This window comes from Acetobacterium sp., assembly GCF_036508315.1.
Classification (GTDB): Bacteria; Bacillota; Clostridia; order Eubacteriales; family Eubacteriaceae; genus Acetobacterium.
Map to the genome: position 1 here is coordinate 1 of NZ_DATCHP010000061.1, position 22,645 is coordinate 22,645.

At 39.0% G+C, this 22,645-nt stretch carries 24 protein-coding genes; 3 read left to right on the forward strand and 21 right to left on the reverse strand.

All coding sequences use genetic code 11. The features are described from left to right. Positions 1-331 precede the first annotated feature (331 nt). From VIK44_RS07740 to VIK44_RS14235, 6 genes are all read right to left on the reverse strand, one after another. A complete protein-coding gene (locus VIK44_RS07740) occupies positions 332-559 on the reverse strand; it encodes a hypothetical protein (RefSeq protein ID WP_331553279.1) in 228 nt (75 codons plus the stop codon). Continuing rightward, the gene (locus VIK44_RS07745; RefSeq protein WP_331553280.1) at positions 531-704 is read right to left on the reverse strand and encodes a hypothetical protein; all 174 of its coding nucleotides are present in this window, start codon (positions 702-704) and stop codon (positions 531-533) included. Before VIK44_RS07745 ends, VIK44_RS07740 begins: the two co-directional genes overlap by 29 nt. A gap of 67 nt (positions 705-771) precedes the next feature. Continuing rightward, positions 772-1,212 carry a hypothetical protein gene (locus tag VIK44_RS07750; protein ID WP_331553281.1) on the reverse strand — a complete coding sequence of 147 codons (441 nt, stop codon included), beginning with the start codon at positions 1,210-1,212 and terminating at the stop codon, positions 772-774. Beyond that, positions 1,209-1,745 carry a radical SAM protein gene (locus VIK44_RS07755; protein WP_331553282.1) on the reverse strand — a complete coding sequence of 179 codons (537 nt, stop codon included), beginning with the start codon at positions 1,743-1,745 and terminating at the stop codon, positions 1,209-1,211. Before VIK44_RS07755 ends, VIK44_RS07750 begins: the two co-directional genes overlap by 4 nt. A 314-nt stretch (positions 1,746-2,059) precedes the next feature. Next, positions 2,060-3,049 carry a hypothetical protein gene (locus VIK44_RS07760; RefSeq protein ID WP_331553283.1) on the reverse strand — a complete coding sequence of 330 codons (990 nt, stop codon included), beginning with the start codon at positions 3,047-3,049 and terminating at the stop codon, positions 2,060-2,062. Positions 3,050-3,817: 768 nt separating this feature from the next. After that, positions 3,818-4,273 carry a VanZ family protein gene (locus tag VIK44_RS14235; protein ID WP_414637066.1) on the reverse strand — a complete coding sequence of 152 codons (456 nt, stop codon included), beginning with the start codon at positions 4,271-4,273 and terminating at the stop codon, positions 3,818-3,820. Between the two features lie 861 nt (positions 4,274-5,134). Between VIK44_RS14235 and rsmH the strand changes: the two genes are divergently transcribed. After that, positions 5,135-6,184 carry a 16S rRNA (cytosine(1402)-N(4))-methyltransferase RsmH gene (rsmH, locus tag VIK44_RS07765; RefSeq protein ID WP_331553284.1) on the forward strand — a complete coding sequence of 350 codons (1,050 nt, stop codon included), beginning with the start codon at positions 5,135-5,137 and terminating at the stop codon, positions 6,182-6,184. 238 nt (positions 6,185-6,422) lie between these two features. Here the strand turns inward: rsmH and VIK44_RS07770 are convergent, their stop codons facing one another. The 3 genes from VIK44_RS07770 to VIK44_RS07780 all read right to left on the reverse strand — a co-directional run bounded on the left by VIK44_RS07770 (position 6,423) and on the right by VIK44_RS07780 (position 8,120). Next, on the reverse strand, positions 6,423-6,971 hold the full coding sequence (locus tag VIK44_RS07770) for a DUF924 family protein (RefSeq protein ID WP_331553285.1): 549 nt from the start codon (positions 6,969-6,971) through the stop codon (positions 6,423-6,425). 224 nt (positions 6,972-7,195) lie between these two features. After that, on the reverse strand, positions 7,196-7,891 hold the full coding sequence (locus VIK44_RS07775) for a molybdopterin-dependent oxidoreductase (protein WP_331553286.1): 696 nt from the start codon (positions 7,889-7,891) through the stop codon (positions 7,196-7,198). A 97-nt stretch (positions 7,892-7,988) separates the two neighbouring features. Then, a complete protein-coding gene (locus tag VIK44_RS07780; protein WP_331553287.1) occupies positions 7,989-8,120 on the reverse strand; it encodes a hypothetical protein in 132 nt (43 codons plus the stop codon). A 123-nt stretch (positions 8,121-8,243) separates the two neighbouring features. Here VIK44_RS07780 and VIK44_RS07785 point away from each other — a divergent pair, with 123 nt between their 5' ends. Continuing rightward, complete coding sequence (locus tag VIK44_RS07785) at positions 8,244-8,675, forward strand: MarR family winged helix-turn-helix transcriptional regulator (protein WP_331553288.1); 432 nt, start codon at positions 8,244-8,246, stop codon at positions 8,673-8,675. A 12-nt stretch (positions 8,676-8,687) separates the two neighbouring features. Then, positions 8,688-9,932 (forward strand): multidrug effflux MFS transporter, encoded by a 1,245-nt coding sequence (locus VIK44_RS07790; protein ID WP_331553300.1) that lies wholly within the window; start codon positions 8,688-8,690, stop codon positions 9,930-9,932. 104 nt (positions 9,933-10,036) lie between these two features. Here the strand turns inward: VIK44_RS07790 and ftsH are convergent, their stop codons facing one another. The 12 genes from ftsH to VIK44_RS07850 all read right to left on the reverse strand — a co-directional run bounded on the left by ftsH (position 10,037) and on the right by VIK44_RS07850 (position 22,566). Then, positions 10,037-11,851 carry an ATP-dependent zinc metalloprotease FtsH gene (ftsH, locus tag VIK44_RS07795; protein WP_331553289.1) on the reverse strand — a complete coding sequence of 605 codons (1,815 nt, stop codon included), beginning with the start codon at positions 11,849-11,851 and terminating at the stop codon, positions 10,037-10,039. A 231-nt stretch (positions 11,852-12,082) separates the two neighbouring features. After that, positions 12,083-12,646: a TetR/AcrR family transcriptional regulator gene (locus VIK44_RS07800; protein ID WP_331553290.1), complete on the reverse strand. Its 564-nt coding sequence runs from the start codon at positions 12,644-12,646 to the stop codon at positions 12,083-12,085. A gap of 178 nt (positions 12,647-12,824) precedes the next feature. Beyond that, positions 12,825-14,381, reverse strand: coding sequence for an ABC-F family ATP-binding cassette domain-containing protein (locus VIK44_RS07805; protein WP_331553291.1), 1,557 nt, complete (start codon positions 14,379-14,381; stop codon positions 12,825-12,827). 148 nt (positions 14,382-14,529) lie between these two features. Continuing rightward, a complete protein-coding gene (locus VIK44_RS07810; protein ID WP_331553292.1) occupies positions 14,530-15,006 on the reverse strand; it encodes a DNA-deoxyinosine glycosylase in 477 nt (158 codons plus the stop codon). A gap of 55 nt (positions 15,007-15,061) precedes the next feature. Next, positions 15,062-15,997, reverse strand: a complete 936-nt coding sequence (locus tag VIK44_RS07815) for an alpha/beta fold hydrolase (RefSeq protein ID WP_331553301.1) — start codon at positions 15,995-15,997, stop codon at positions 15,062-15,064. A gap of 47 nt (positions 15,998-16,044) precedes the next feature. Next, positions 16,045-16,980, reverse strand: coding sequence for a tRNA-dihydrouridine synthase family protein (locus tag VIK44_RS07820; RefSeq protein ID WP_331553293.1), 936 nt, complete (start codon positions 16,978-16,980; stop codon positions 16,045-16,047). A 198-nt stretch (positions 16,981-17,178) separates the two neighbouring features. Beyond that, positions 17,179-17,364: a hypothetical protein gene (locus VIK44_RS07825; protein WP_331553294.1), complete on the reverse strand. Its 186-nt coding sequence runs from the start codon at positions 17,362-17,364 to the stop codon at positions 17,179-17,181. 9 nt (positions 17,365-17,373) lie between these two features. Next, on the reverse strand, positions 17,374-18,204 hold the full coding sequence (amrS, locus tag VIK44_RS07830; protein WP_331553295.1) for an AmmeMemoRadiSam system radical SAM enzyme: 831 nt from the start codon (positions 18,202-18,204) through the stop codon (positions 17,374-17,376). After that, on the reverse strand, positions 18,197-18,412 hold the full coding sequence (locus VIK44_RS07835) for a hypothetical protein (RefSeq protein ID WP_331553296.1): 216 nt from the start codon (positions 18,410-18,412) through the stop codon (positions 18,197-18,199). Before VIK44_RS07835 ends, amrS begins: the two co-directional genes overlap by 8 nt. 240 nt (positions 18,413-18,652) lie before the next feature. Further along, positions 18,653-19,936: an L-aspartate oxidase gene (locus VIK44_RS07840; RefSeq protein ID WP_331553297.1), complete on the reverse strand. Its 1,284-nt coding sequence runs from the start codon at positions 19,934-19,936 to the stop codon at positions 18,653-18,655. A 123-nt stretch (positions 19,937-20,059) separates the two neighbouring features. Continuing rightward, the gene (locus tag VIK44_RS07845) at positions 20,060-21,862 is read right to left on the reverse strand and encodes a DUF4153 domain-containing protein (protein WP_331553298.1); all 1,803 of its coding nucleotides are present in this window, start codon (positions 21,860-21,862) and stop codon (positions 20,060-20,062) included. A 158-nt stretch (positions 21,863-22,020) separates the two neighbouring features. Next, on the reverse strand, positions 22,021-22,566 hold the full coding sequence (locus VIK44_RS07850) for a DUF1697 domain-containing protein (protein ID WP_331553299.1): 546 nt from the start codon (positions 22,564-22,566) through the stop codon (positions 22,021-22,023). Positions 22,567-22,645 lie beyond the last annotated feature (79 nt).

Genomic DNA, 22,645 nt, shown 5'->3' on the forward strand with positions numbered 1-22,645 from the left:
ATGTTCTTCCTCCTTTTAAAAGTATTTTGGCTAAATCGTAAAATGAGTCAGCCAATATTTAAAATTAAATTGATATAGAATATCAACTAATTTTTCATGGAATTCCGCCTGGTTTTTATAAGGCCCACCGAATAATGCATAACATTCGATTTCCATATCTTCCAGACTTCTTTTTCCTGCACAGCGTAAAAGCAGTTAATACTCCGAAGGTGAAAGAGCCATGCCATCCAGTTTGGGGAACCCTTCGGCAAATGTCATGGTTCGCCATAATTCAAAGGTTCGTTGAGGATAATCTCTGAAAAAATCCAGTGATTCATCAAAGGCTTGTCCTTCATTTAAGGGTAAAGGTATCGTCCATGATAATAATATAGTTTAAATCCGGATTGTTTTTTAAATTTAGTTTGATTTCCGAAAGCACCAAAGGGATGCTTCTCAATCGACCCTTATGCTTTCCCGGACTGGGGCCGCAGTAGGCACATTGATAGGGACAGCCTCTGCCGGTAAAAATCAGCTTGCCATAGACATGATTTTTATGAAGAGAAGCGTGGTAGGCCGGCAATCAGCTGGGTATTATCAAAATCACAGGAAAAACCTACTGCCTCTGGCTTATTCTTTTCGATCTCTTCCAGTAGTTTTTCCGGTTTCCCGTGAAAAACAAGCGGTTCGAATCCGTCTCTTTCAAGAACCCCTGCCAGATAAAACAACCCAACATAATCATGGGCAGTTGTTTCATATTATTTTGATACATTACAAAGGAGTATCTTTATTTTCTTACCCTTTTCTAGAACGGAACAACAAGAAGCCAGTATTTTTTATCAAAATTTTTAAAGTCTCAATGACTCGTTCCATTAATTCATCGTGACTTTCCCCAAATGGTTTTCCAAATCGATCGTAGAGTATATCGGTAATGGCTTTTATGGTGCTTTTGCCGGTACAGTATTTCATAACCTCATATTCAAAGGGTGATAAGGCCTCATGACTTAACTCCCCGTCGTTGAGCATAATCTTCACCTCATCCACAAAGCTTTGGAGGTATTCCTGATAGGCTCCCATGATTTCCCGGCGGTCCATTGTTTCACTATCCATGATGAGATAATCGGAAATGGAGCCAAGGCCCTGTTCATCGTAGATGGTTAACCCATATTTTTCAGGATGAAGACAAATATCTGTCATGGGATAGGGCATTACAATGCTCGGGGCGATTTCCATCATCCCCGGGGCAAGCCGCAGCAGCTTGGCACCAAAGGCCTTGTTCTTCTCAATATGTTCCCGGTTTTCAAAGGGTCCCCCACAACCAGCAGGGCTCCAAAAAACTGCTGAACCCCGGCATCGTAGGCCGCTTTAACCACGGTTTCCACCATTTCCGGGGAAATATTCTTCAGGTATATCTTCAGCATATCCTTATCCACCGACTCAATGCCGATTTGAATCCGGTTCAGTCCGGCGTCCACCATGAGTTTCAATGCTTCAGGCTGTCTACTTAAAGATGCCACATCAGCCTCACAATAAAACTGAAAGGGTTTGATAGCCTGAAGGGCCTTGGCCTCCCGGCAGAAGTCATCCAACCACCTGGGATTGGTGACCAGAGTGTCATCACAGAAGTTAAAATAATTGAGTTGTGGGTATTTCAACAGAAAACATTTCATTTCGGCGATGACATTTCCCACACTCCGCTGACGCATGGGCCGTTTCAGTGCACTTTCATGACAGAAAACACAGTGGTAGGAACAGCCCCGGCTGCTCATGAGATAAAGAAAAGATATGTTAAGCTACTCTATCCTTTTCATCCTTTCATTCTATATTTTTGCTCAAATTTCATATTCAGCAACAATCCTAAACATCAATAATTATTTTATTACCGATCACACAATTTAAATTGCCAAACTTCCATCCCTAAAACAGCCAGCTCAAACAATACCTCCATTCATTAATCTGACGAAGGTATTATCTCATCAATTTTCAACACTTACCATGTACGGACTTTTCTTTGTCTGGCTTGATATTTCCTTTCACCCTGAAAATACCACTCTACACTATCTTTCCGGCGGTCATCCCCAACCTACTGCTTAACCACAACCTCTTTTTCATCATTGCTAAAATTCAATTTTGCCTTTTCAAAAATGGAAATCCCGATTTTGCTTTCAGTCAGACCACAGACAATTCCGATGAGCATCTGTCCTGGAACGGTTCCCAACAGATCCTTGGCTGACATTTCACCAATGGATATATTAAAAAGCCCAATTTTTATAAATAAATACAGTATGATTGAACAGATTCCAATATAAATTAAACGCATTAATGGGTTCATGCGATCATCTTCAATCACGCTCAGCTCTTTAAATGTCATAATGTGTTTTCTCGCACCAAAAGACACCCATGTCCCTAACATTGCACCAATCCATACAATGGCACCTGCTGTAAAAACAGGATCAGCTGTCGGGAATTGATTATTTACAAATAAATAGATTCCAAAGGCTGCAATGCTAATAATGATGGCTATTTTCCCCAGATTTATCATATAGTTGTTTTTGATGCGTTGACCTTCTACCATCAGAATCTCTTCCTCAAGTTTTTTAAGGGCTGATAAAGCTAGCTTTGGCTGGGCTGTTTCACCTTCCAACCCGGCTTTAGCAAGAGAAACAAGCTTTGAATGGTATTTCCTTTTTTTCTTGATATCTGTGTCGCTTAAAGATTTTATAACCGTATTGGCAGTTTCAATCTCCTCAAACAATAGTTTCTGGTCTTCCGGCACATCCTCCTTTGCATTTTTATGAAGTTGACAGTTTACGTAAAAATCGCCATCTCGATCGTAATCTGTTATGGTAAAGCACCCCTTCGGACACACCCCGGCATCAGGTTTGTCTGATGGTGCATCAAGTAATTTTATAGGCGACACCAGCAATAAATTCATCTCATCTGGAATCGCTTCATCCTTATTATTCAGGGATTCTGAGTCGTCATCAATCAATCTCCGAAGGTCTTCTCTGTCAATCACGTCACTTCTTTTTTCCAAATCATCAATTATTTTCTTAATTTCCGAATCGAACATTTTTTCTCCTCCTGTTCAAGTCAAACTTTAAACGGTTTCAATTCAGACAATTTGAATACCACAATATTATATTACCCAACAGACCAGGGATATAAACACATCTTAATGTTAATTTGAGTCTAGGAAAAAGGTGATGGTTATTGAAAAGAAATTACTAATTTTTCAAGAATAAAAAACATCTACCAACTTGATTGCTCAGAGAACAGCCATGTATTTCTAATCAAAAATGATATGATTTAAAAAATGGGGTGGTTTTTATGGAAGTGAAATCCAGTATCATCGAACTATGGTATTGATTTACAATTAAAACTGACCAATATTTTCAACGCCTTTGAAGTCAAATATTATCTCTTTAAAGGCATCAAGACGATAAAAGATTCTTCTTGCTTGTGATCGATAAACTGGATACTCATGTTCACACAAATTGTTTATTGGAATCTCGATGCGAATAAATCCACAACAGATTTCGTTTTTCGGAGATTTCACAGGCAGAGTCAGTTCGGAGAGAATGGCAATAGAAGATTTAGGGGAAAATTATTGGTCGTTGCCGTTTTAACCAGGAATCGATGGCGTGTTAAGACAAGCACTGTATTCATATCATTGCCACGATCAATCCAAGAAGCACAACACCCAATGGCAAAAAAAATAGCACTTTACTTCTTGAAAATCCTGATTCCTGTTATAGAGATAAATACCGTAGCCAACGATTACGCCAATCGTGCTGTGAATAATATCATCCCACTCGAACAATCCGGTTTTCGTAAAAAGCTAGAGGCACTCCACCGAAGCTGAAAGAGCAAATCCGGAAATTATAACGATATTACGCTTTATTACTTTATCTTGAACCATAGCGAAGGGCGCTAATATCCCAAACGGAATAAATATCAGACAGTTTATAAAGACTTCTAACGCTATCCCAAAATCATGGGTCGACCAAATGTATTGATACGACCAAAATGGAAGCCAGTTATTATCAAAATAATTTTTGACTGTCCTTGTCAAAAGCTTGTATAAAATTATTATATATATGTAAAACAAAAGAGCCGTTATGGACCACTTTTCTTTCCTGCTCCATTGTCCCTTATTCAAAATCACCACAGCTCCAAGAATTGCAATAACCAGCAGCGTTGTTAACAATGCCTTCCAGCTATGTGATGGGCCATATTGCAATAACGCATATCTCTTGAAGCAGTCTGTAGTAATAAGTGCCATAGTTGTCAACATTTTTGAATGTTATAACTACCATTACCCCTATAAACAGTTAGTCTCCCTGTGGGCTAACTGTATCCTTCTCTACCATTAAAATCGATGTTTTTTTTGGAGCCCTCGTTCGATGAATGGTGTTCATAGGAACGGTATAACCTTGATGCTCCGATAATTTTACAGAGCTATCTTCAAGATCAATAAAAAGCTGTCATTCAATGACAAAAAAGAACTCGTCTTCATTATCATGTTTATGCCAATGAAATTCGCCTTCAATTACTTCTAGACGAATTACCGAATCATTAACATTACTCAATGTGATATTATTCCACTCTTCTTTACACTCAGAAATGATTTTAGGCAAATCTATTAGCGTTAGCTGACCTTTTTCCCATTAATAACTCCCCCTACTTATTTGTGTCACAATTGCATTGATCAACATTCGTTCTAATATAACTTTGATTATACCATCGATGAAAGATATGAAGATATCTTATTTGAAATATTTTTCAATATATGTTTTCTTATTACGTTTTATTCTCCACATTCATTCCACTAAATTTGATGGCTTACATTAAAGTTCTAGAACGCAAAAAACCTGTTACTTTCGTAACAGGTTTCTATCAACGCCATATTTGATGCATATTTCTTGGTAACAGAGAAGGTGGGATTTGAACCTACCTGTCAGCTTTCATGGAAAATCTAATATCTTTTTTTCTTCTTTGTGAGTTTGCTTTTATGAATTGTATTTGGTATCATTAGAGTTGAAACAACATTACAAAAAGCTATTATAAAAAGCGGAGGAAAGAATGAACTTAACGTTTTATGTCACATCAATTTCGAATTTGAAATCGATAAACGCTAAATCATTATGGTTAGGCAATGGATAATCAAGAACAAAAACATCAACGACGTGTTCGATATAAAGGCACTCACCCTAAAGCTTATAAAGATAAGTATAAGGAACTGCAACCAGAGAAATATGCTGATACTGTGGATAAAGTTATTCAAAAGGGCAGTACTCCTGCTGGTATGCATCGTTCAATTTGCGTTAAAGAAATATTAGAATTCTTGCAAATTACTCCTGGGCAAACTGGATTAGATGCAACACTGGGTTATGGTGGTCATACTTTAGAGATGCTTAAATGTTTAAATTCAAAGGGGCACTTATATGCAACGGATGTAGATGCTATTGAGTTACCGCGCACCCGAGAGCGCTTAGAGAGCTTAGGTTATGGCTCCGAAATTTTAACAATCAAGCAAATGAACTTTTCCGATATAGATCAAATTGCTTTAGAATCGGGGCCATTGAATTTTGTATTGGCAGATTTGGGTGTCTCTTCAATGCAAATAGACAATCCTGAAAGAGGATTTTCATTTAAGAGTGAAGGGCCATTAGACTTACGGCTGAATCCCGAAAGAGGGATATCTGCCGCAGATCGTTTAAAAACTATTTCACTAGATGAATTAGAAGGTATGTTGATAGAAAACGCAGACGAGCCTAATGCTGAAGCAATCGCTGGCGCTATTATTTCCCAAAGAAAAAAAGGAATAGACATATCAACAACAACACAACTCCAGGAAATTATTAAAGATGCGCTTAAATTTATTCCAGGAAATAATGGGAAAGATGCAATTAAAAAATCCTGCCAACGATGCTTCCAAGCATTGCGAATTGATGTCAATGATGAATTTGAAGTGTTATATGAATTTCTAGAAAAGCTCCCTACTATCCTTGCAGAGGGTGGGCGCGTTGCTATACTTTCATTTCATTCAGGAGAAGATCGTCTCGTTAAAAAATCTTTTAAACGTTTTTTTCGTGAAGGCGTCTATAGTGAAATAGCTCCCGGTCCTATTCGGCCATCACCAGAAGAATGTAATACCAATGGTCGTGCTCGTTCTGCTAAATTGCGCTGGGCTATAAAAGCATGATTTCTAATTTTTAGCACTTTATTTGACTAAAAAGCAAGTAATCCAGGCTTTTTAATAATTCTAAATGACTTTATCAAAATAGCCTATTATAGTCAATCTTCTTGATTATAATAGGCTATTATTTATGATAAAAAATTAGATAAGTTGCTTATTATTGCAGATTCCCCATTCACCATATTCAATATATGATGATGGTTGTTCCAGTAGATTCCCACAAGAAATTGCCTTGTAGCTTATTTTAAAAACTACTGTTAGGTTGTTTTAAAAATTCAAGTTCCTCTGAAGTGGACTGACGGTTCAGTATTTCATTTCGATGTGGATATCGTCCAAACTTATCAATAATTGCTTTATGTTTTATTTCAAATTCTAAAGTTAATTCATCGCCTAATTCTTCAAAAAGAGGTAGCGACTGTTCATGAATAGAAGATGATTCAGAATGCATGAAAGGCATAAGAATAAATTGTTTCTGGTCTTTAGGCAACGCTGAAAATTCCGGCTTTTTTACAGCTTCTTGAGCTAACATCAAGGCCATACCATCTTGAGCAAAAGAGCTTGCATTATTACGGTTCAGATTTCTGGAAAATTGGTCTAAAACAATAATTTCTGCTAATGTCCCCTGGATGGTATCTCTCCAATTCACTAGAAGGCCTTGACTCCCAGCAAGCCAAACATCATAAAATTTTTCTTTTATTTGCTGATCAAACTTTTCATTTCTTTGAAACAAAAAAAGTTTATTATCTGGATCGAACCAAAAGTCTAACACGTTTTGCCATTGCATTTTTCTCATTATCGAACTTCCTTTTTTTTGTATTTTCCCCAAGAATAACCGATGATTTCTCGGTTGACATTTCTAATAAATCGTCTTAATATGGTGATGCTTGTATTATTATAGTTTCAGATTTTTGGGTGTGATCGAACGTTTTAGTTCTAAGTGCTAGAAAGCTGTTGCCCTAATAAGTTAAGGGGCAACCACGATTCATTACTGGTCTGGGAATGTCCCCGTAGCATGCCTTAATTCACTGGTGCGTCGTTGGAATATCCCCTTTTTTCCCAGTAACCTTTGTAATTTTCATCGTCGGACAGTTCAATCTCATTCACCCAACGGGCCCACTTATACCCTAATTTATCTTCTGCCACCACAATAAAGGGAAAACCCATTGACGCCGGCAATGGAATCCCATTGGATGAATAAGCCAATAACATGTCTTTGTTTTTAATGGTCGCCAATGGCATGGACGTGGTATAACCATCTACGCCGTGAAAAATAACCACATTTGCCTCGTCTTTTACCCCTGCATCAGCAAGAAGATCTGTGATTCGCACCCCTTCCCATAGAACCGTGGCGTCCCATCCTTCTACACAATGAAGGGTAATGAGGCGCTGGGCTTTTTCTTTTTCTAATACCTGATCATAGGTATAGCTTATCGGTTTCTGAACCAAACCGGTAATTTGCAGCTGATATGTGTTGATATCCACTTGTTGAATCCCTGATATGGAATTATCCCTTGGGCCTATCGCAGGGTCCAGCCGGACGCCCTGATATTCGCGGATCTCCATTTCCTGGTAGCGGTTAGCAGTCGCCTGTGACACAGCATCTTCCCGGCTGCCCCCATTGGTGTTACCTGAAAACAAGTTCATGGTACTAACAAAATAAATGGCTAAAACGACCGTAATGACCACCACCAATAATATAGTTCGCCGCATCATTTTATCTCCTTTCCTTTTGGTATTTTAAACATACCCATAATGATTAATACTAAAACAAAAACCAATTAATTTAAAGAAAAATTGTCTTTTGGATTCATTAAAGCTTCTTTTCATCTTCATAATAAAATTGAGCTAATTCAGGATCGTTTTGAACTTCATAATCAGTTTTCCCTAAAATACTCCATTCCTCATTACTACCATTTAAAACACCACATACATGACAAACCATTTAATATCTACCGACTGACCCATGATAAGGTTTTCAGTTTTAACTATTTTAGCTATAAGTATTGACCTCTTTACTGTTTTTAATATATAATTGTAGCATGCTACATAGTTTGAGGGGATAATTATGCGTCAAAGTGATGATATCGGTTTTTTGATAAAACTTATTAATGAATGTATTGAAAAAAAAGCCAATCACACCCTTAAAGAGTTTGATTTGACTTTATCTCAGGCCCGTATTCTTTTTTATCTGCATGATACAAAAGACCTAACAACCTCACAGAAAGATCTTGAAGACTTTTTTGAAGTAACCCATCCCACAATCATTGGTATCTTAAACCGATTAGAAAGAAAAGGATTTATTCGATGTGAACATAATTCAAAGGACAAACGGGTGAAGAATATTTTTCTCACCGATAAAGGCGGAAAGGTTTTTTGCTCAATGGATCATTTCAGGAAAACAACTGAACAAAATATGCTCCAAGACCTAACAAACGGTCAAATTAAAGAATTAAAATTATTATTAAAAATCGTCTATAAAAATATTCAAAAATTTTAAGGAGGGCTATTGATGACTCAATTACCTAACCAAACCAGCCAGGAAGTTGGAAGCAAACAGAAATATCTGGGACATAAAGGACTTGTCGTTTTTATGGCTCTCACGAATATGTTTATTCCGCTTTCTACAGACATGTATTTGCCGGCGCTACCTAGTATGAATTCATATTTTGGAAGCAGTTCCGCCATTACAAATTTTACTTTAAGCGCGTTTTTCTTATTTTATGCCATTGGTATATTATTTTGGGGGCCTCTCAGTGATAAGTATGGCCGTAAACCTATTCTTTTAGTGGGAAGCATCCTATATGCTGCAAGCAGTATCGCCTGTGCGATGTCAGTAAATATTTACTTCCTGATTGCAGCCAGAATCCTTCAGGGGATCGGTGCCGGTGGAATTACATCGGTTTCCATGGCCGTCATTAAGGACTCGTACTCCGGAAAAAAGAGGGAATCCATTTTAGCAATTTGTCAGTCCATCGCCGGACTTGCTCCCATGGTTGCTCCCATTGTCGGGGCCTTAATTCTAACCTTTTCCGATTGGAGAGGCTCCTTCTGGGCGCTTGCACTCATCAGTATCGTCAATCTGGGTTTCTCCATTTTTTTCCAGGAAACACTAAAAGATGAAGAACGGTATAGCGGAACATTGTTTGGGTCCCTGGGACGTCTGGTCGTTGTCAGCAAAAACAAGAGCTTTATTGTCCCTGCCCTCATATTTTCTTTAAGTATGCTTCCATTTATGGGTTATATTGCTGTTTCATCCTATGTTTATGTGGATTACTTTGGCCTCAGTGCTCAGGTTTACAGCTATTTCTTTGCTGCCAATGCATTGCTATCCATTGCGGGACCTTTTATCTATGTAAAATTCCTAAGCAATATGGATAAAAAATTATTTGCTTCAATGATTTTAGCCATCTCAACATTAAGCGGTATTTTAGTCATGACCCTGGGCACCTTAACGCCGATGTTATTCTGGATTTCTTTCCTCTTCATGTCATTATCGGGTGCCGTGATGCGTCCTTTCAGTACCAATCTGCTGCTTGAACAACAGCAAAGTGATACTGGATCAGCCGCTTCCGTTATCGGCACACTATTCACCGTATTGGGGAGTGTAGGAATGTTCCTGGCTTCCATTTCGTGGGGAAATATTGTCATCGGTCTGGGTGTGCTGATCACCATTTTCTCTCTAATATCCCTGCTTTCATGGAATGTGTTTATGAAATCAAAAATTCCCTGCGTGGGAGTAAAAGCTATCTCATAAACTTGACCCATTTTTTAATGTCCTCTATTGTTTTTTTAAGAATAAGAAAGACCATGTTTGACAGGCTGTCAAACATGGTCTTTCTTTCAATTATTTTCTTTCAATTATGCAGCCAGGAAAATTGATTCAAATTCCGGACCTTCCACTTTTTCCTTCGCGATTAAAACTTCAGCCAACCCGTTTAGTTTGCTGATATTTTCTCTAAGCAAAGTCAGGGTTGTCTGGTAAGCCTGATCAATAATCTGCTTGACTTCGTCGTCGATAATACTTGCGATGTCATTGCTGTACTTCTGAGGTTGCCCATAATCTCCGCCATCATTTTCGTTAGCAAAAATCATATTGGTTAATTGATCGCTCATGCCATACTGTGTCACCATACTTCTAGCGATCTGATTCACGCGTTGTAAATCGTTTGATGCCCCTGTACTGATTTCTTTTAAAACAATTTCTTCAGCAGCTCGACCACCCAAAGCAATAATGATTTCTTCAATCAGCTGAGATTTGGTATGATAGTTCTGGTCCTCAGATGGCCGGCTTGCCGTATAACCACCCGCCATTCCTGAAGGAATGATCGTGACCCGATCAACATTCCGGCATGATGAAGCAAGTTTAATGGCAATGGCATGGCCTGCCTCATGAAAAGCTGTTAGTTTTTTGTCCTTGTCACTCATCACATGGCTCTTTTTCTCAGGACCCATCATGACTTTGAATGCCGCCTCTTTAATAATCTCATTGTCAATTTCTTTCTTATGTCCTCTTGCCGTTAATAAAGCAGATTCATTAAGCAGGTTTTCCAGATCCGCACCGGTAAAGCCCGGTGTGATTCTTGCCACTTCACCCAATCTAACATCATCAGCAAATGGTTTCCCTTTTGCATGTACGTTTAGTATCTGTTCTCTTCCTCTAATATCCGGCAATCCAACCGTCACTCGTCGATCAAACCGTCCCGGTCTTAAAAGCGCCGGGTCAAGAACATCCGGTCTATTTGTCGCTGCCAGAATGATGACGCCTTCATTGATGCCAAAGCCATCCATTTCAACCAGTAATTGATTCAATGTCTGCTCTCTTTCCTCATTTCCACCGCCCATATTAGCACCACGTTGACGCCCTACTGCATCGATCTCATCAATAAACACGATACAAGGTGCATTTTTCTTTGCTTGTTCAAAAAGATCCCGGACCCGAGACGCACCAACGCCAACAAATATTTCGACAAAGTCTGAACCACTGATCGTGAAAAATGGTACGCTGGCCTCTCCGGAAACAGCTTTCGCTAAAAGCGTTTTTCCTGTACCCGGAGGTCCTACCAGGAGAACCCCTTTTGGTATTCTGGCCCCAAGATCAACAAAGCGTTCCGGGGCTTTGAGAAATTCAACAATTTCTTCCAACTCTTCCTTGACCTCGTCAGCTCCGGCAACATCGGCAAAGCTAACTGTTCTTTGCTCGTCAACCGATAATTTTGCCCGACTCTTGCCCATTGCCGTCGCACGATTTCCTCCTAAACCACCACCTTGCTTGCGTTGATTGACAACGAACCAAACTGCCAGTAGAATCATGAAACCGATGGCCACCACTATTTGAGACCACCATGGCATACTCAAAGGCTGAGTAATACTGTAGGATTTAATGAGTTGATTATCCGCAGCCTGGGTAAACCGGTCTGATGCTGACGTAATATCTGGAGGTACGGTTACATCATACTTTGTGACTTCACTGTTTTGATCCAGTGCCTTGTTAAGTTGAACTTCAGCTATGTCACTCTGCAATACAATGCTACTCACATTTCCCGCCTGGATTTCTGTTAACAGACTGGAATAATCCATATTTTGAGGCGTGTTTTTGATTGAACTAAATGCAATCGATCCAGCGATGACTATAAAAATAATTAGGAATATACCCTGCTGTTTTAAATATTTCACCACTGAACCTCCATAATACAAACTGCCAAGAACGTATCTTCAATAATCAAATTTATAAAATTTTCTTTATCGTTTTTTTGTGACTTTACTCTCATTTGACCAACTTTCCTGTTTTTTTATTTTTTAAATGAATACTCATTTAATTATTCTTTAAGAAATAGCGTGATTGTTTTTTTATGATCTTTTTTTTAAACAATCACGCTTTAATCATTTCCTATTCTTTTCTTATTCTTATACCAATAAGGTGTCTTGTATCATTCCAATCATTTCGTGAAGCAGCTCGGTTCTTTCCGCTTTTGTTTTGTTGCTGTTCACTGCAATTGCTTTTACAGGATTGAAAATCATTGCAAACAAATTTTCATTATGATAATTTTTGATTATCTCACGACGCTTAAGATCGGCAATCAGCAACTTTATATTGAAAATGCCTTCTATTTCTGAGCAGCCACTAACTAATGATGGTGAATTTGAGAACTGATCAACAAAACTGAAGATATCCTGATTTTCGTCAATATAATCATAATAGCTTCGAATCAATCCTTCGATGAGTTGCTTTTCATCCATTCCATAATGTACTCCGCTTAAAATACAATGACAGATTTCTTCCATATTCTCCCGATAAATATCCTGTAACATGATTTCTTTACTGTCAAAGTAAGTATAGACCGTTGCAGGAGAAACACCTGCCTCTTTGGCGATTTTTGAAATTGAAGTACCGTGAAACCCTTCCTGCAAAATAAGTTTGATGACGGCTTCTTTAATGCTTTTTTCTTTTTCATCGTCTTTTTTTCTCAATTTGCCACCTCTACACTACTTCAATAATAAATGATTGTTCAGTTATTGTCAATCTACTCCAGCAAAGCATCTTCAAAATTTAATTAAACTTGAAACGCATCCATTATTAGCTATTGTATTCGAAACAGACTTCCTTTTAATTCCTCTTTTAACGCTTCTGCCAGTTGAACGCATCACATTAAAAAACTTTGGTTGTCCACTGCGAACAATCCCATACTTGACTGACAAAGTCCTCATAAAATTCGGGTTCATGGCAGACCATCAAGATCGCTCCATTATATTCTGTCAAAGCCCGCTTAAGTTCTGCTTTGGCATCCGCATCCAGGTGATTGGTCGGCTCATCAAGGATCAGAATATTCGTTGATCGGTTGAGCAGTTTACACAAACGCACCTTCGCCTGCTCCCCTCCACTCAGCACCTTGACCATACTTTCAATATGCTTCCTCGTCAGTCCGCATTGCGCCAGTGCAGAACGCACCTCATTCTGCGTAAATCCCGGAAATTCTTTCCATACTTCATCAATGCAGCTGGTCCTGATATTCTGATCCATTTCCTGTTCAAAATAACCGATTGCCAGTTTTTCTCCCTGTTCAACGGTGCCATCAATGGGTGGAACTAATCCCAGAATGCTTTTCAGGAGGGTTGTTTTACCAATCCCATTCGTTCCTTTTAATACAATTTTCTGTTTTCGCTCCATGATTAAAGTCATGGGTTTGGACAGGGGTTCATCATAGCCGATAACAAAATCCTGGGTCTCAAAAACCCGGCGTCCTGTTGCACCGGCTTCTTTGAAATGAAATCGGGGTTTCGGCTTCTCTGATGCAAGCTCGAGGATGTCCATTTTATCCAGTTTTTTCTGCCGGGACATGGCCATATTCCGGGTCGCCACTCTGGCCTTGTTCCTGGCAACAAAGTCCTTTAAATCCGCAATTTCATTTTGCTGTCGATTGTAAGCCGACTGTTCCTGGGATTTTTTGGCTTCAAGCACTTCCTGAAATTTAGCATAGTCGCCAACATAGCGGGTCAGTTTCTGGTTATCCATATGATAAATGATATTAATCACCGAATTAACAAAAGGCAGATCATGGGAAATCAGAATGAACGCATTTTCATAGTCATTCAGATATCGCTTTAACCACTCAATATGCTGTTCGTCCAAATAGTTTGTGGGTTCATCCAACAGCAGAATATCCGGTTTTTCAAGCAGCAGTTTTCCAAGAAGGACTTTTGTTCGCTGGCCGCCGCTTAATTCAGTAATATCTTTATCCATACCTATTTCATTGAGACCCAGAGCCCTTCCGACCTCTTCCACTTTTGAATCGATGAGATAGAAATCGTGAAAATCCAGCAATTCCTGGAAGTCTCCCACTTCTTCTAAAGCCTTTTCCAGCTCTTCTGGACTTTCATCACCCATTTTTTCATAGAGAATACCAATCCGGCTCTCAATCTCCAGCAAAAATTCAAAGGCACTCGTCAGTACATCCCGGACTGTCATTCCCTTTTGTAAAATGGCATGCTGATCAAGGTAACCGACCCGGACATTCTTTGACCATTCCACCTTGCCCTCATCAGGCATCAGTTTTCCGGTGACAATGTTCATGAAAGTAGACTTCCCCTCTCCATTTGGACCGATTAATCCAATATGCTCTCCTTTTAACAATCGAAACGAGACTTGATTATAAATCGCCCGATCGCCAAAGCCGTGAGAAAGATTTTCGACATTTAAAATACTCATTCATTCACCATTTCTTATTTTTTTAACTAAAAACACTTCCAGATTGGTGTTACTGATCAGGAAGTGTTTTTCATATTATCCAATGACTTTTACTTTTTTATTATAGCATATTCTGCCGTGTTCTACCAGAGTATAAGCGGAATACCGGTTATAAGTGGATTTCAGTTTTCCAGCATTCTATCAGTCTTGCCAAAGAGTACCTCGCGTTTGCCGGACTTGTGGATGGCAGCTTGATGATCTTTTTATTTGTGCTCTTATAACAGTAATGATTATACAGTTCATAGGCTTTGCCTCCATTTGCATAAACGGTTTCGATACCGGTCTCGTTCAATACCTTAGCAATATCGTTTGGCACAACATTTTTAATCGAACTGTCACTTGAACCGTTGATGTCGCAGGAATAGATCACATCCCAGACAGCGATAGTGTTTCTCAAGAGCATTGCCTTTTCTTCCCCTATCGTTTCAGGGGTTGGAACATCAATAATCGCGCTGATGACCTTCCAGAATCGATTTTGGGGATGCTGGTAGTAAAAGCTTGCCTCTCTTGATTTTACTGAAGGGAATGACCCTAAGATCAGAATTCTCGATTTTTCATTGTAAACCGGTCCAAATGTATGTATCATGTGTATCGATTCTCTCCTTTTAATCACCGGAATGAGCCTTGATTATAAATCGTCATTAACTTTGGGCAATGACCTGATTGATAAAATCAATCATTCCGTCTTCAACCTCATCACGAATATCCCGATAATTGTGGATTTCATGGCGATACCCTGAATAAATTTTTGTTTTGACCTGATGTCCGGTTTCTGCCAGCCAACTTGAAACGGCATAGACACCTTCTCCATATAATCCTACCGGATCCTGGTCTCCGGCAATATTATAAACCGGAATGGATGCCGGTACTTTCTCTGCCCACTGTGTTCCGATAATGGTTTCAATCATCATGATAAAATCATAAGTTGAACGGATATTCGGTGGGCTTGTAAAATTGTTGAAGGGATCATTGGCATGATCGGCTACCACATCCGGATCACCGGATATCCAATCATTAGGCGTCAGGGGATTCTCTATGCGATCTGTCATCCATCCAAAAAGAACCCCTAAATAACTGGGATCGATTTCTTCGCCTCTTCCCTCATCAATGCACTTTTTCAGTTCTGTTGCCAACTCACGGGTATTGGGAAAAATCGAAGAGGTTCCGCATATCAGCAAACCGTCCATCCCATCACCGTGCGCTGCCGCATAAGATCTGGCAATCATGGAGCCCATACTATGTCCGTACATAAAATAAGGCAGCTCAGGAAATTCTTCCTGTACCATTTTTCGAAGAATATGTTCATCTTCTGCCATGGTCATATAACCCTTATCTCCCCAGTCACTCCAGTTCCCTGATTCAGCAGCGGTTTTTCCATGTCCCACATGATCATCTGCGACGACCACAAATCCTGCCTCATTCAGCTTAAGAATCATATGCAGATATCGTCGTGAATGTTCGCCAAAACCATGCACAATCTGAACAATTCCCCGGGGTTTGCGAATCGGCTTATAAATCCACGCCTGGATCGTGTCCGTTCCATTAAACGATTTGAAACTCTTTTCTTCAAATGCCATCATAACCTCCTGTAAATTTATTATCAACTTGATATTTTTACTTATATTTATAAAAGATCCTGTTCTATGAATAAGCTTGAAACAGCTTCATCATAATCGTATAATTTTTTTGATTTCTTAATTTTTTTTGCATATTTTGCATTATCAGAAAACACCGGAATCATATAAAACCACAATTCTTTCATTTTAAACAAGACATTCGTATCGCCAAAGAGTATTCTCTTATAATCTCCATAAATTTTATCATGAAAGTCTTTTAGTATTTTTTTTTCAAGTTTAATATTATTTGTAATATCGCTGATCAGTCCAGGATGGGCTAATAATCCCCTACCAAACATTAAGGTATCGACACTGGGGAAATCATCCGAAAACGCCTTGTAATCTTTGATTGTAAAAATGTCTCCATTATAGCAAACAGGATTTTTACTTAAAATCAAGGCTTCCTTAAAGATTTTCATATTAGGCTTATTTTTATAAAAATCTTTTTGAATCCTTGGATGAATAATAAGCTCTTCTATCGGGTACTTGTTAAATATTGCGATTAGACCATAAAATTCTTCAGGTTGGTCTTTTCCTATTCTGGTTTTTAGTGAGATTTTTGTTATCGATTGAGAAAAAATTTCGTCTAAAAATGCATCAAGTTCTTCTCTTTTTGAAAGAAATCCTGATCCCCTATTTTTTGAAACAACCGTTCCAGAAGGACATCCCAAATTTAAATTGATCTCATTATATCCCAGCTGCTTTATTTTCTTTGAAGTATTAATAAAATCTTTTGCATTATTGGTTAGTAATTGTGGAATCAAAACCAGTCCCTGGTTGTTTTCAGGTAAAACATCATTTAATTCCCGTGTTTTAAAACTTTTACTTTGATTTGCAACGATAAATGGTGAAAAGTATTTATCTATATTATTGAAAAAAGCATTATGGGCATTTCTATAAATGTACCCAGTCACACCTTCCATAGGCGCGAAATAAAAATTCATAAATCCAATGGCTCCTTTATTGAAGTAGTTCCCTTTTTATCAATGAGATACATTCCACTTGCGATTTGAAATAACATTTATACTATAGGGTGATACTTTGTTCAGTTTATTATACCATGTTAATTTAGATTTGAATATTATTGATGTTGTTGATTTTAATAACCCCATCAAAAAACCTGCTACTTTTGTAACAGGTTTCTATCTTACATCAATTTTGATGTGTAGTTCTTCTCTAGCCCGGTATGGATTGAGATTGGAAGCAGCAACATCAATGGTGCCGCCGTTTATGATGAGATTACCTGGTGCCATGTCTTCAGCATTATATCCTGTCATAATTCCCGATGGTTGAGCTATCACCGTCATACCCGGTTGAAGCGATATCATAGGTAGATTCTAACAATTCCCCACATAAACATACTCCAAAGACTCCCGTGCGATTTCAGCCAGGGCATAAACACTGGCAACTTCCGTCGGGTTTCGATCAGTCATATGATAAGTTGGGAAAAAGCGTGACAAGTGTAGTGGAATATCTGGGCGTATTGACCCCAGCCACTGGGATAAGCTTCGGATTTCCTCATCGCTGTCATTTTCACCTGGAACAATAAGGGTCGTGACTTCTACATGATTACTCTTTGAAGCAAGCTTGATAGACTGTTTGACCGTTTCTAAGTCCCCACTGATCTTTTTATAAAACTTCTCGGTAAATGCCTTGAGATCAATGTTTAGTGCATCAATTTGAGGCAACAGCTCCTTAAATGGTTCTTCACAGAAGCAGCCATTGGTTACCAGCACATTTTTCATGCCCTTTTCCTTTGCTGCTGTTGCGCAGTCTCTTACATATTCATAGCCTACCAAAGGCTCATTATAGGTATAGGCAATACCAATATTTCCTTGGGGTTTAAGGGCAATAGCTTTTCTGACAAGCTCATCCGGGCTAACCGTCACAGTCTGTATCTCATCGATGCTTGCCATTGAAATCTCATAGTTTTGGCAAAATGGGCACCGAAGATTACACCCAAAGCTACCCACTGAAAGAATACGACTTCCAGGAAAAAAACGAGCCAGTGGTTTCTTTTCAATGGGGTCAAGGGCCATAGAGGTGATCCTTCCATAATTAATGGCGGTGATAACACCATCCTTATTGCTTCTGGCACGGCAAAATCCAATTTGATTTTCATTAAGATGACAGTGATGTGGACAAAGTTCGCATATTACTTTACTCATTTGTGTCCACCACCTCAAATCGTTCCATCGAGTTATTCTCATTTAGAGAAATTCCTGCCTTTTGAATGTTTTGTTTTGAAAATGCAATTCTACGGATACCTTCTTCATAAGCATCAACTGTTTTTTGAATCTCTTTCTCCTGGCTCCAACTAATCTCTGGTACAATCAGCATCGGATGCGGAACAATAAAAGCCCCAATCAATGACATAATCTTCTCCTTTTTTCATTATTTATTTTCACATCTATTTCAAAGAAACTCGTTCTGATGCAAACATAATTCTGATTCTATGCTTCACGTCTATATCATGAATGTATACCTTTCTTTATAGAAGTTAAACCGCAATATGCAATTTTTTTCTAATATTATACAAAGAGCTAGATGCTCAGAGTAACTTCTTAGTTACCACTGATCATTCAGCTCTTTTCTATTGCCTGAATTGTTGTAAGATCATTCAACAGATCTACTCTTTTCTATTTCATCTAAAATAATTTTTTTATAGTCTAATCTCAATTGTTCTAAATCCTTATAGTCATTCATATCCACACTGGCATTTGTTTGCCCCAAGGGTTCGTAATGCTTGGCAATATGAGTTGCTGCACGCTTAGCAAATACAAGGCTTTCCAAAAGGGAGTTGCTGGCCAGTCGATTGGCACCATGAACCCGGTTACAGCTAATCTCCCCAATTGCATATAAGTGCTCCATGGAAGTTTTACTGTCCAGATCCACCTTAATGCCACCCATAAGATAATGCTGGGCAGGGGTTACTGGTATACACTCCTTTGTCACATCAAAACCTTCTTCCAAACAATGCTGATAGATATTCGGGAATCTTTTTTTAATGACTTCACTTCCGATTTCCTTCATACAAAGCCATACAAATTTAGTATTATCCTGTTTCATTTGCTCATGAATCGCCTTGGTCAACACATCTCTTGGCAGGAGTTCATCCACAAAACGTTCCATATTTTTGTCGCATAGAACTGCCCCTTCCCCTCGTACTGATTCAGAAATTAAAAAGCGTCTGCCCTTTTTCTCTGAATACAGAGTTGTGGGATGAATTTGAATATAACTGAGATTCTCTAATTCAATGTGATGCTTCATTGCAATGGCAATCGCATCCCCTGTTAAATGCTGTAAATTAGTAGAATTATCGAATAATCCCCCTAAGCCGCCAGTGGCCAAAACCACATAATCACTTTTAAGTTGGCTGATTTCATTGTCGTCATTGTAAGCCACTACTCCAGAACAAGTATTGTTTTCACAAATCAGATCCACCATTGTCATTTGTTCAAGGATCTTTATGTTTTTCCTTTTTTTCACTTCCGCCAACAATTTGCTTGTAATTTCCTTTCCGGTTAAATCCTGATGGTATAATATTCTGGCTTTAGAATGAGCGCCTTCCCTGGTATAGGCAAACTCTCCGTCTTTTTTTTCAAACTCCACTCCAAATGAAATCAGATCACTTATGATTTCAGGTGATGTGCGTATCATCACATCAACTGAAGCTTTATCATTTTCATAATGGCCTGCCTTCATGGTATCTTCAAAAAAACTGTCATAGTCATCCTCACCCTTAAGAACACAAATACCACCTTGGGCTAAAAAAGAGTCGCTGGCATCTGCCCCTGTTTTTGTTATCATCAGTATTTCTTTATCAACCGGTAAATTTAAAACATTGAACAGACCTGCCACTCCGGTCCCTACCACAATAATGTCTACTTTTCTGTTCATCTTATAATCTCCATTTATTTCGAAAGCTCAAGGATTTTTTTAAAACTGATCAATTTTATTCAATAAATCTTTCATTTTGTTCTGCCTCCTATTTCTAATCAAGAGACTATTGAGTTCTTTTTTCTATTTAATTTTTATCAGAACATAAAAGTCACCATTGTAGGGCTGTTCCGAATTGGATTCATCAATATTCAGGGTCACTGCCACCAGAGAAATGTCGGCTTTGTCGTTTCCCTGAGTATAGGTAGCCTCTTCTGCGGACATGGCGTCTTTGCTGGTCGTAAAATTGTCGACCGCGGACGTATCAAAGTGATCATAAACGTCTTGCATATTCACGGTGATTAACTCTTCCCCCACCTCATCCGTGAGCTTAAGTGTTCCAGGAGACGGTGCTTTTTCCTGTGTAAAGGTATAGGCCTTTCCATCTTTTTCAAAATCAAAGATCAGTGGCTCTGATTTAGCTTCCTGATAATAGAAGTTTACCAGAACAAAGGTATCGTAACCATTAATGTTAAGTGGGGACTGCTGGTCAAGACTCAGATAAATCGATTCCTGTCCGTAGGGATTTTCTTGGTACCGGTAAAACCCAAAGGTATCGTAGAAATCAGCGTAGAGATCAAAATTATCTCCCAGATATGGGATGCCTTTGGTGTAGCCCATCATCCCAAGATAGTTCATGGTATCGGAAATGATTTTCTTGTCTTCCTCTGAAACCGATGCATTGGGTGTAACTGTATTGTCCGCAAGCATATTGTTTTCAGTCAGCACCGTGGTGAGGATTCCCCCCTGATTTACCCGACTGATGGTAAAAGCATCCACCGGCGGTACAATGGAAATGGCGGCAAAACCAATGAGCAGAGCTGCGATGATACCATTTTTGCGCACATGCATAAAACTCAGCAGAACACCGGTAATCCCAGCAAAAATTCCAAAGAGAATCACGTAATAACGGCCGTGAGTGATTCCCGTATCCTGGATTCTCAGAACCGAGGACACAATCTGAAACAGCACAATGGGAACCAGTACCTTGGGAAATATTTTGCGAAAAAGCACTGCGAATTTATTTTCGAGCCTGCTGGCCAGAATATAAACCAGGATGACTGCTATGGCAAATCCCACAAGCATGGGTTCCAGACGATTGTCCGTCCAAAATGGGCCGGTGATATTGGTTGCAATGTAGATCACTAGAATCACCGTGTAAATAGATAGCAGGGGAATAATAATATAGGAAATGAGAATCTCCAGAAATTTCGGACAAGTTGCGGATCGTGTTATTTGTTCCTGATTTTTCTCGATTTCCTCTGGGGAACGGTTTTTGTCCGACCCTCCCGGGTAAACCGGAATCAGGGACAGGAAGTAAATGGGTGCAAAGAGCATTCCGACAATGTTCAGGACATGCATATACGACTTTTCAGGCACCTTGAAAAGAAGCAGATCAACCGCTGTGATAATCAGTGTGATCCCCAAAAAAATGACGCCGGAAAACAGCAGAGAATTAAACAGGGCCTTAAAGGCGATCATAAAACTTTCGTTGAAACTGACCTTGCTTTTAATCACCGGCACCCAGATAAAGGCAATCAAAAGCGCAAAAATAGCCACCGATGTTCGGATCCATGTTTCAATGCTGGTGGTCGTATACTGTCTGACAATGAGAAAATAGCCCAGGGTCAGAACCAGACAAAGACCCATCAGGGCAAGGCGATGGGTTGTTTTATAAAAAAAGCGTTCCCAGACGGCCTGGAGAGTAAACCCAAGGCATGCACCAACCACATAGGTCAGCAGAAATTTGATGTAATCTACTTCCTGGTGGATGGCCATTGCATTGACCACTGCAGCGGCAACAAGGAAAATCACCGTCAAGGGATATCGCGACAATGCCTCGTATAATCCGCTGAGTTTCTCTTTCATCTTGTCTGCAATCTTCATTTTAATGTCCTTCCCGCCCATGGTTTCCAGGCTAAACAACTATAGTTATGAATACTTAAACCGGTAATTAACTATATTCTATCATTGATCTGATTTAAAAGTGATGATATCCTTCTTTTTAATTCCTCTTTTCTACCTTTATCAATCTCAGACACGGACTATTTTGCAAGTTGCAATAGCTTTTTAACAGTGTTTGCATTTCTAATAGTAATGCTATTGTACACAGACGAGCCAACTACCTTTGACCACCGTGTTCTTGAAAAAGTTTTGATCGGTGCAGACCAAAAAACGACCCTGCCATAATGATCAACTTTTTCATATTCAGGCTTAATTGCCCCTACTTCTTTAAATACTTCATCCACAGTAGTCGGCGGTAATATGAAGATTGCATTGTGCTTTGAGTCCTTGTCCTTGTCTTGACCCCACCATGAAGGCGCGTGATTAAACGCAGTCAATAGGTCATTAACAGATACAATTATGATTGGGATATTCAATTGAAACTTATTTGCTATTAAACCTTCCAATTCTTCTTTAAGCTTTTTTTCATTTGTATTATCACTGGAAAAAATGATATTCCCACTGTTTATATATGTTACGACATCATCAAATCCGTTTTGCTCAAATAGCTCCTTTAATTCGGGCATAGGTATTTTATTTTTTCCGCCCACGTTTACACCGCGCATAAAAGCAATATATTTTTCCATTAGAAACATACCCTTTTCTTTGTTCTGTATTTTATGCGATACTTTTTACCAGGTTCAATGCGAATTCCTCTGCATGTTT

Excerpts from the sequence above, each read along its gene's own strand:
- VIK44_RS07750 (WP_331553281.1), bottom strand. The coding sequence starts at position 1,212 with ATGATGGAAATCGCCCCGAGCATTGTAATGCCCTATCCCATGACAGAT.
- VIK44_RS07755 (WP_331553282.1), bottom strand. The coding sequence starts at position 1,745 with ATGAGCAGCCGGGGCTGTTCCTACCACTGTGTTTTCTGTCATGAAAGT.
- VIK44_RS07760 (WP_331553283.1), bottom strand. The coding sequence starts at position 3,049 with ATGTTCGATTCGGAAATTAAGAAAATAATTGATGATTTGGAAAAAAGA.
- VIK44_RS14235 (WP_414637066.1), bottom strand. The coding sequence starts at position 4,273 with ATGTTGACAACTATGGCACTTATTACTACAGACTGCTTCAAGAGATAT.
- rsmH (WP_331553284.1), top strand. The coding sequence starts at position 5,135 with ATGGATAATCAAGAACAAAAACATCAACGACGTGTTCGATATAAAGGC.
- VIK44_RS07770 (WP_331553285.1), bottom strand. The coding sequence starts at position 6,971 with ATGAGAAAAATGCAATGGCAAAACGTGTTAGACTTTTGGTTCGATCCA.
- VIK44_RS07775 (WP_331553286.1), bottom strand. The coding sequence starts at position 7,891 with ATGATGCGGCGAACTATATTATTGGTGGTGGTCATTACGGTCGTTTTA.
- VIK44_RS07780 (WP_331553287.1), bottom strand. The coding sequence starts at position 8,120 with ATGGTTTGTCATGTATGTGGTGTTTTAAATGGTAGTAATGAGGAATGG.
- VIK44_RS07785 (WP_331553288.1), top strand. The coding sequence starts at position 8,244 with ATGCGTCAAAGTGATGATATCGGTTTTTTGATAAAACTTATTAATGAA.
- VIK44_RS07790 (WP_331553300.1), top strand. The coding sequence starts at position 8,688 with ATGACTCAATTACCTAACCAAACCAGCCAGGAAGTTGGAAGCAAACAG.
- VIK44_RS07805 (WP_331553291.1), bottom strand. The coding sequence starts at position 14,381 with ATGAGTATTTTAAATGTCGAAAATCTTTCTCACGGCTTTGGCGATCGG.
- VIK44_RS07810 (WP_331553292.1), bottom strand. The coding sequence starts at position 15,006 with ATGATACATACATTTGGACCGGTTTACAATGAAAAATCGAGAATTCTG.
- VIK44_RS07815 (WP_331553301.1), bottom strand. The coding sequence starts at position 15,997 with ATGGCATTTGAAGAAAAGAGTTTCAAATCGTTTAATGGAACGGACACG.
- VIK44_RS07820 (WP_331553293.1), bottom strand. The coding sequence starts at position 16,980 with ATGAATTTTTATTTCGCGCCTATGGAAGGTGTGACTGGGTACATTTAT.
- VIK44_RS07825 (WP_331553294.1), bottom strand. The coding sequence starts at position 17,364 with ATGATATCGCTTCAACCGGGTATGACGGTGATAGCTCAACCATCGGGA.
- amrS (WP_331553295.1), bottom strand. The coding sequence starts at position 18,204 with ATGAGTAAAGTAATATGCGAACTTTGTCCACATCACTGTCATCTTAAT.
- VIK44_RS07835 (WP_331553296.1), bottom strand. The coding sequence starts at position 18,412 with ATGTCATTGATTGGGGCTTTTATTGTTCCGCATCCGATGCTGATTGTA.
- VIK44_RS07840 (WP_331553297.1), bottom strand. The coding sequence starts at position 19,936 with ATGAACAGAAAAGTAGACATTATTGTGGTAGGGACCGGAGTGGCAGGT.
- VIK44_RS07845 (WP_331553298.1), bottom strand. The coding sequence starts at position 21,862 with ATGAAGATTGCAGACAAGATGAAAGAGAAACTCAGCGGATTATACGAG.
- VIK44_RS07850 (WP_331553299.1), bottom strand. The coding sequence starts at position 22,566 with ATGGAAAAATATATTGCTTTTATGCGCGGTGTAAACGTGGGCGGAAAA.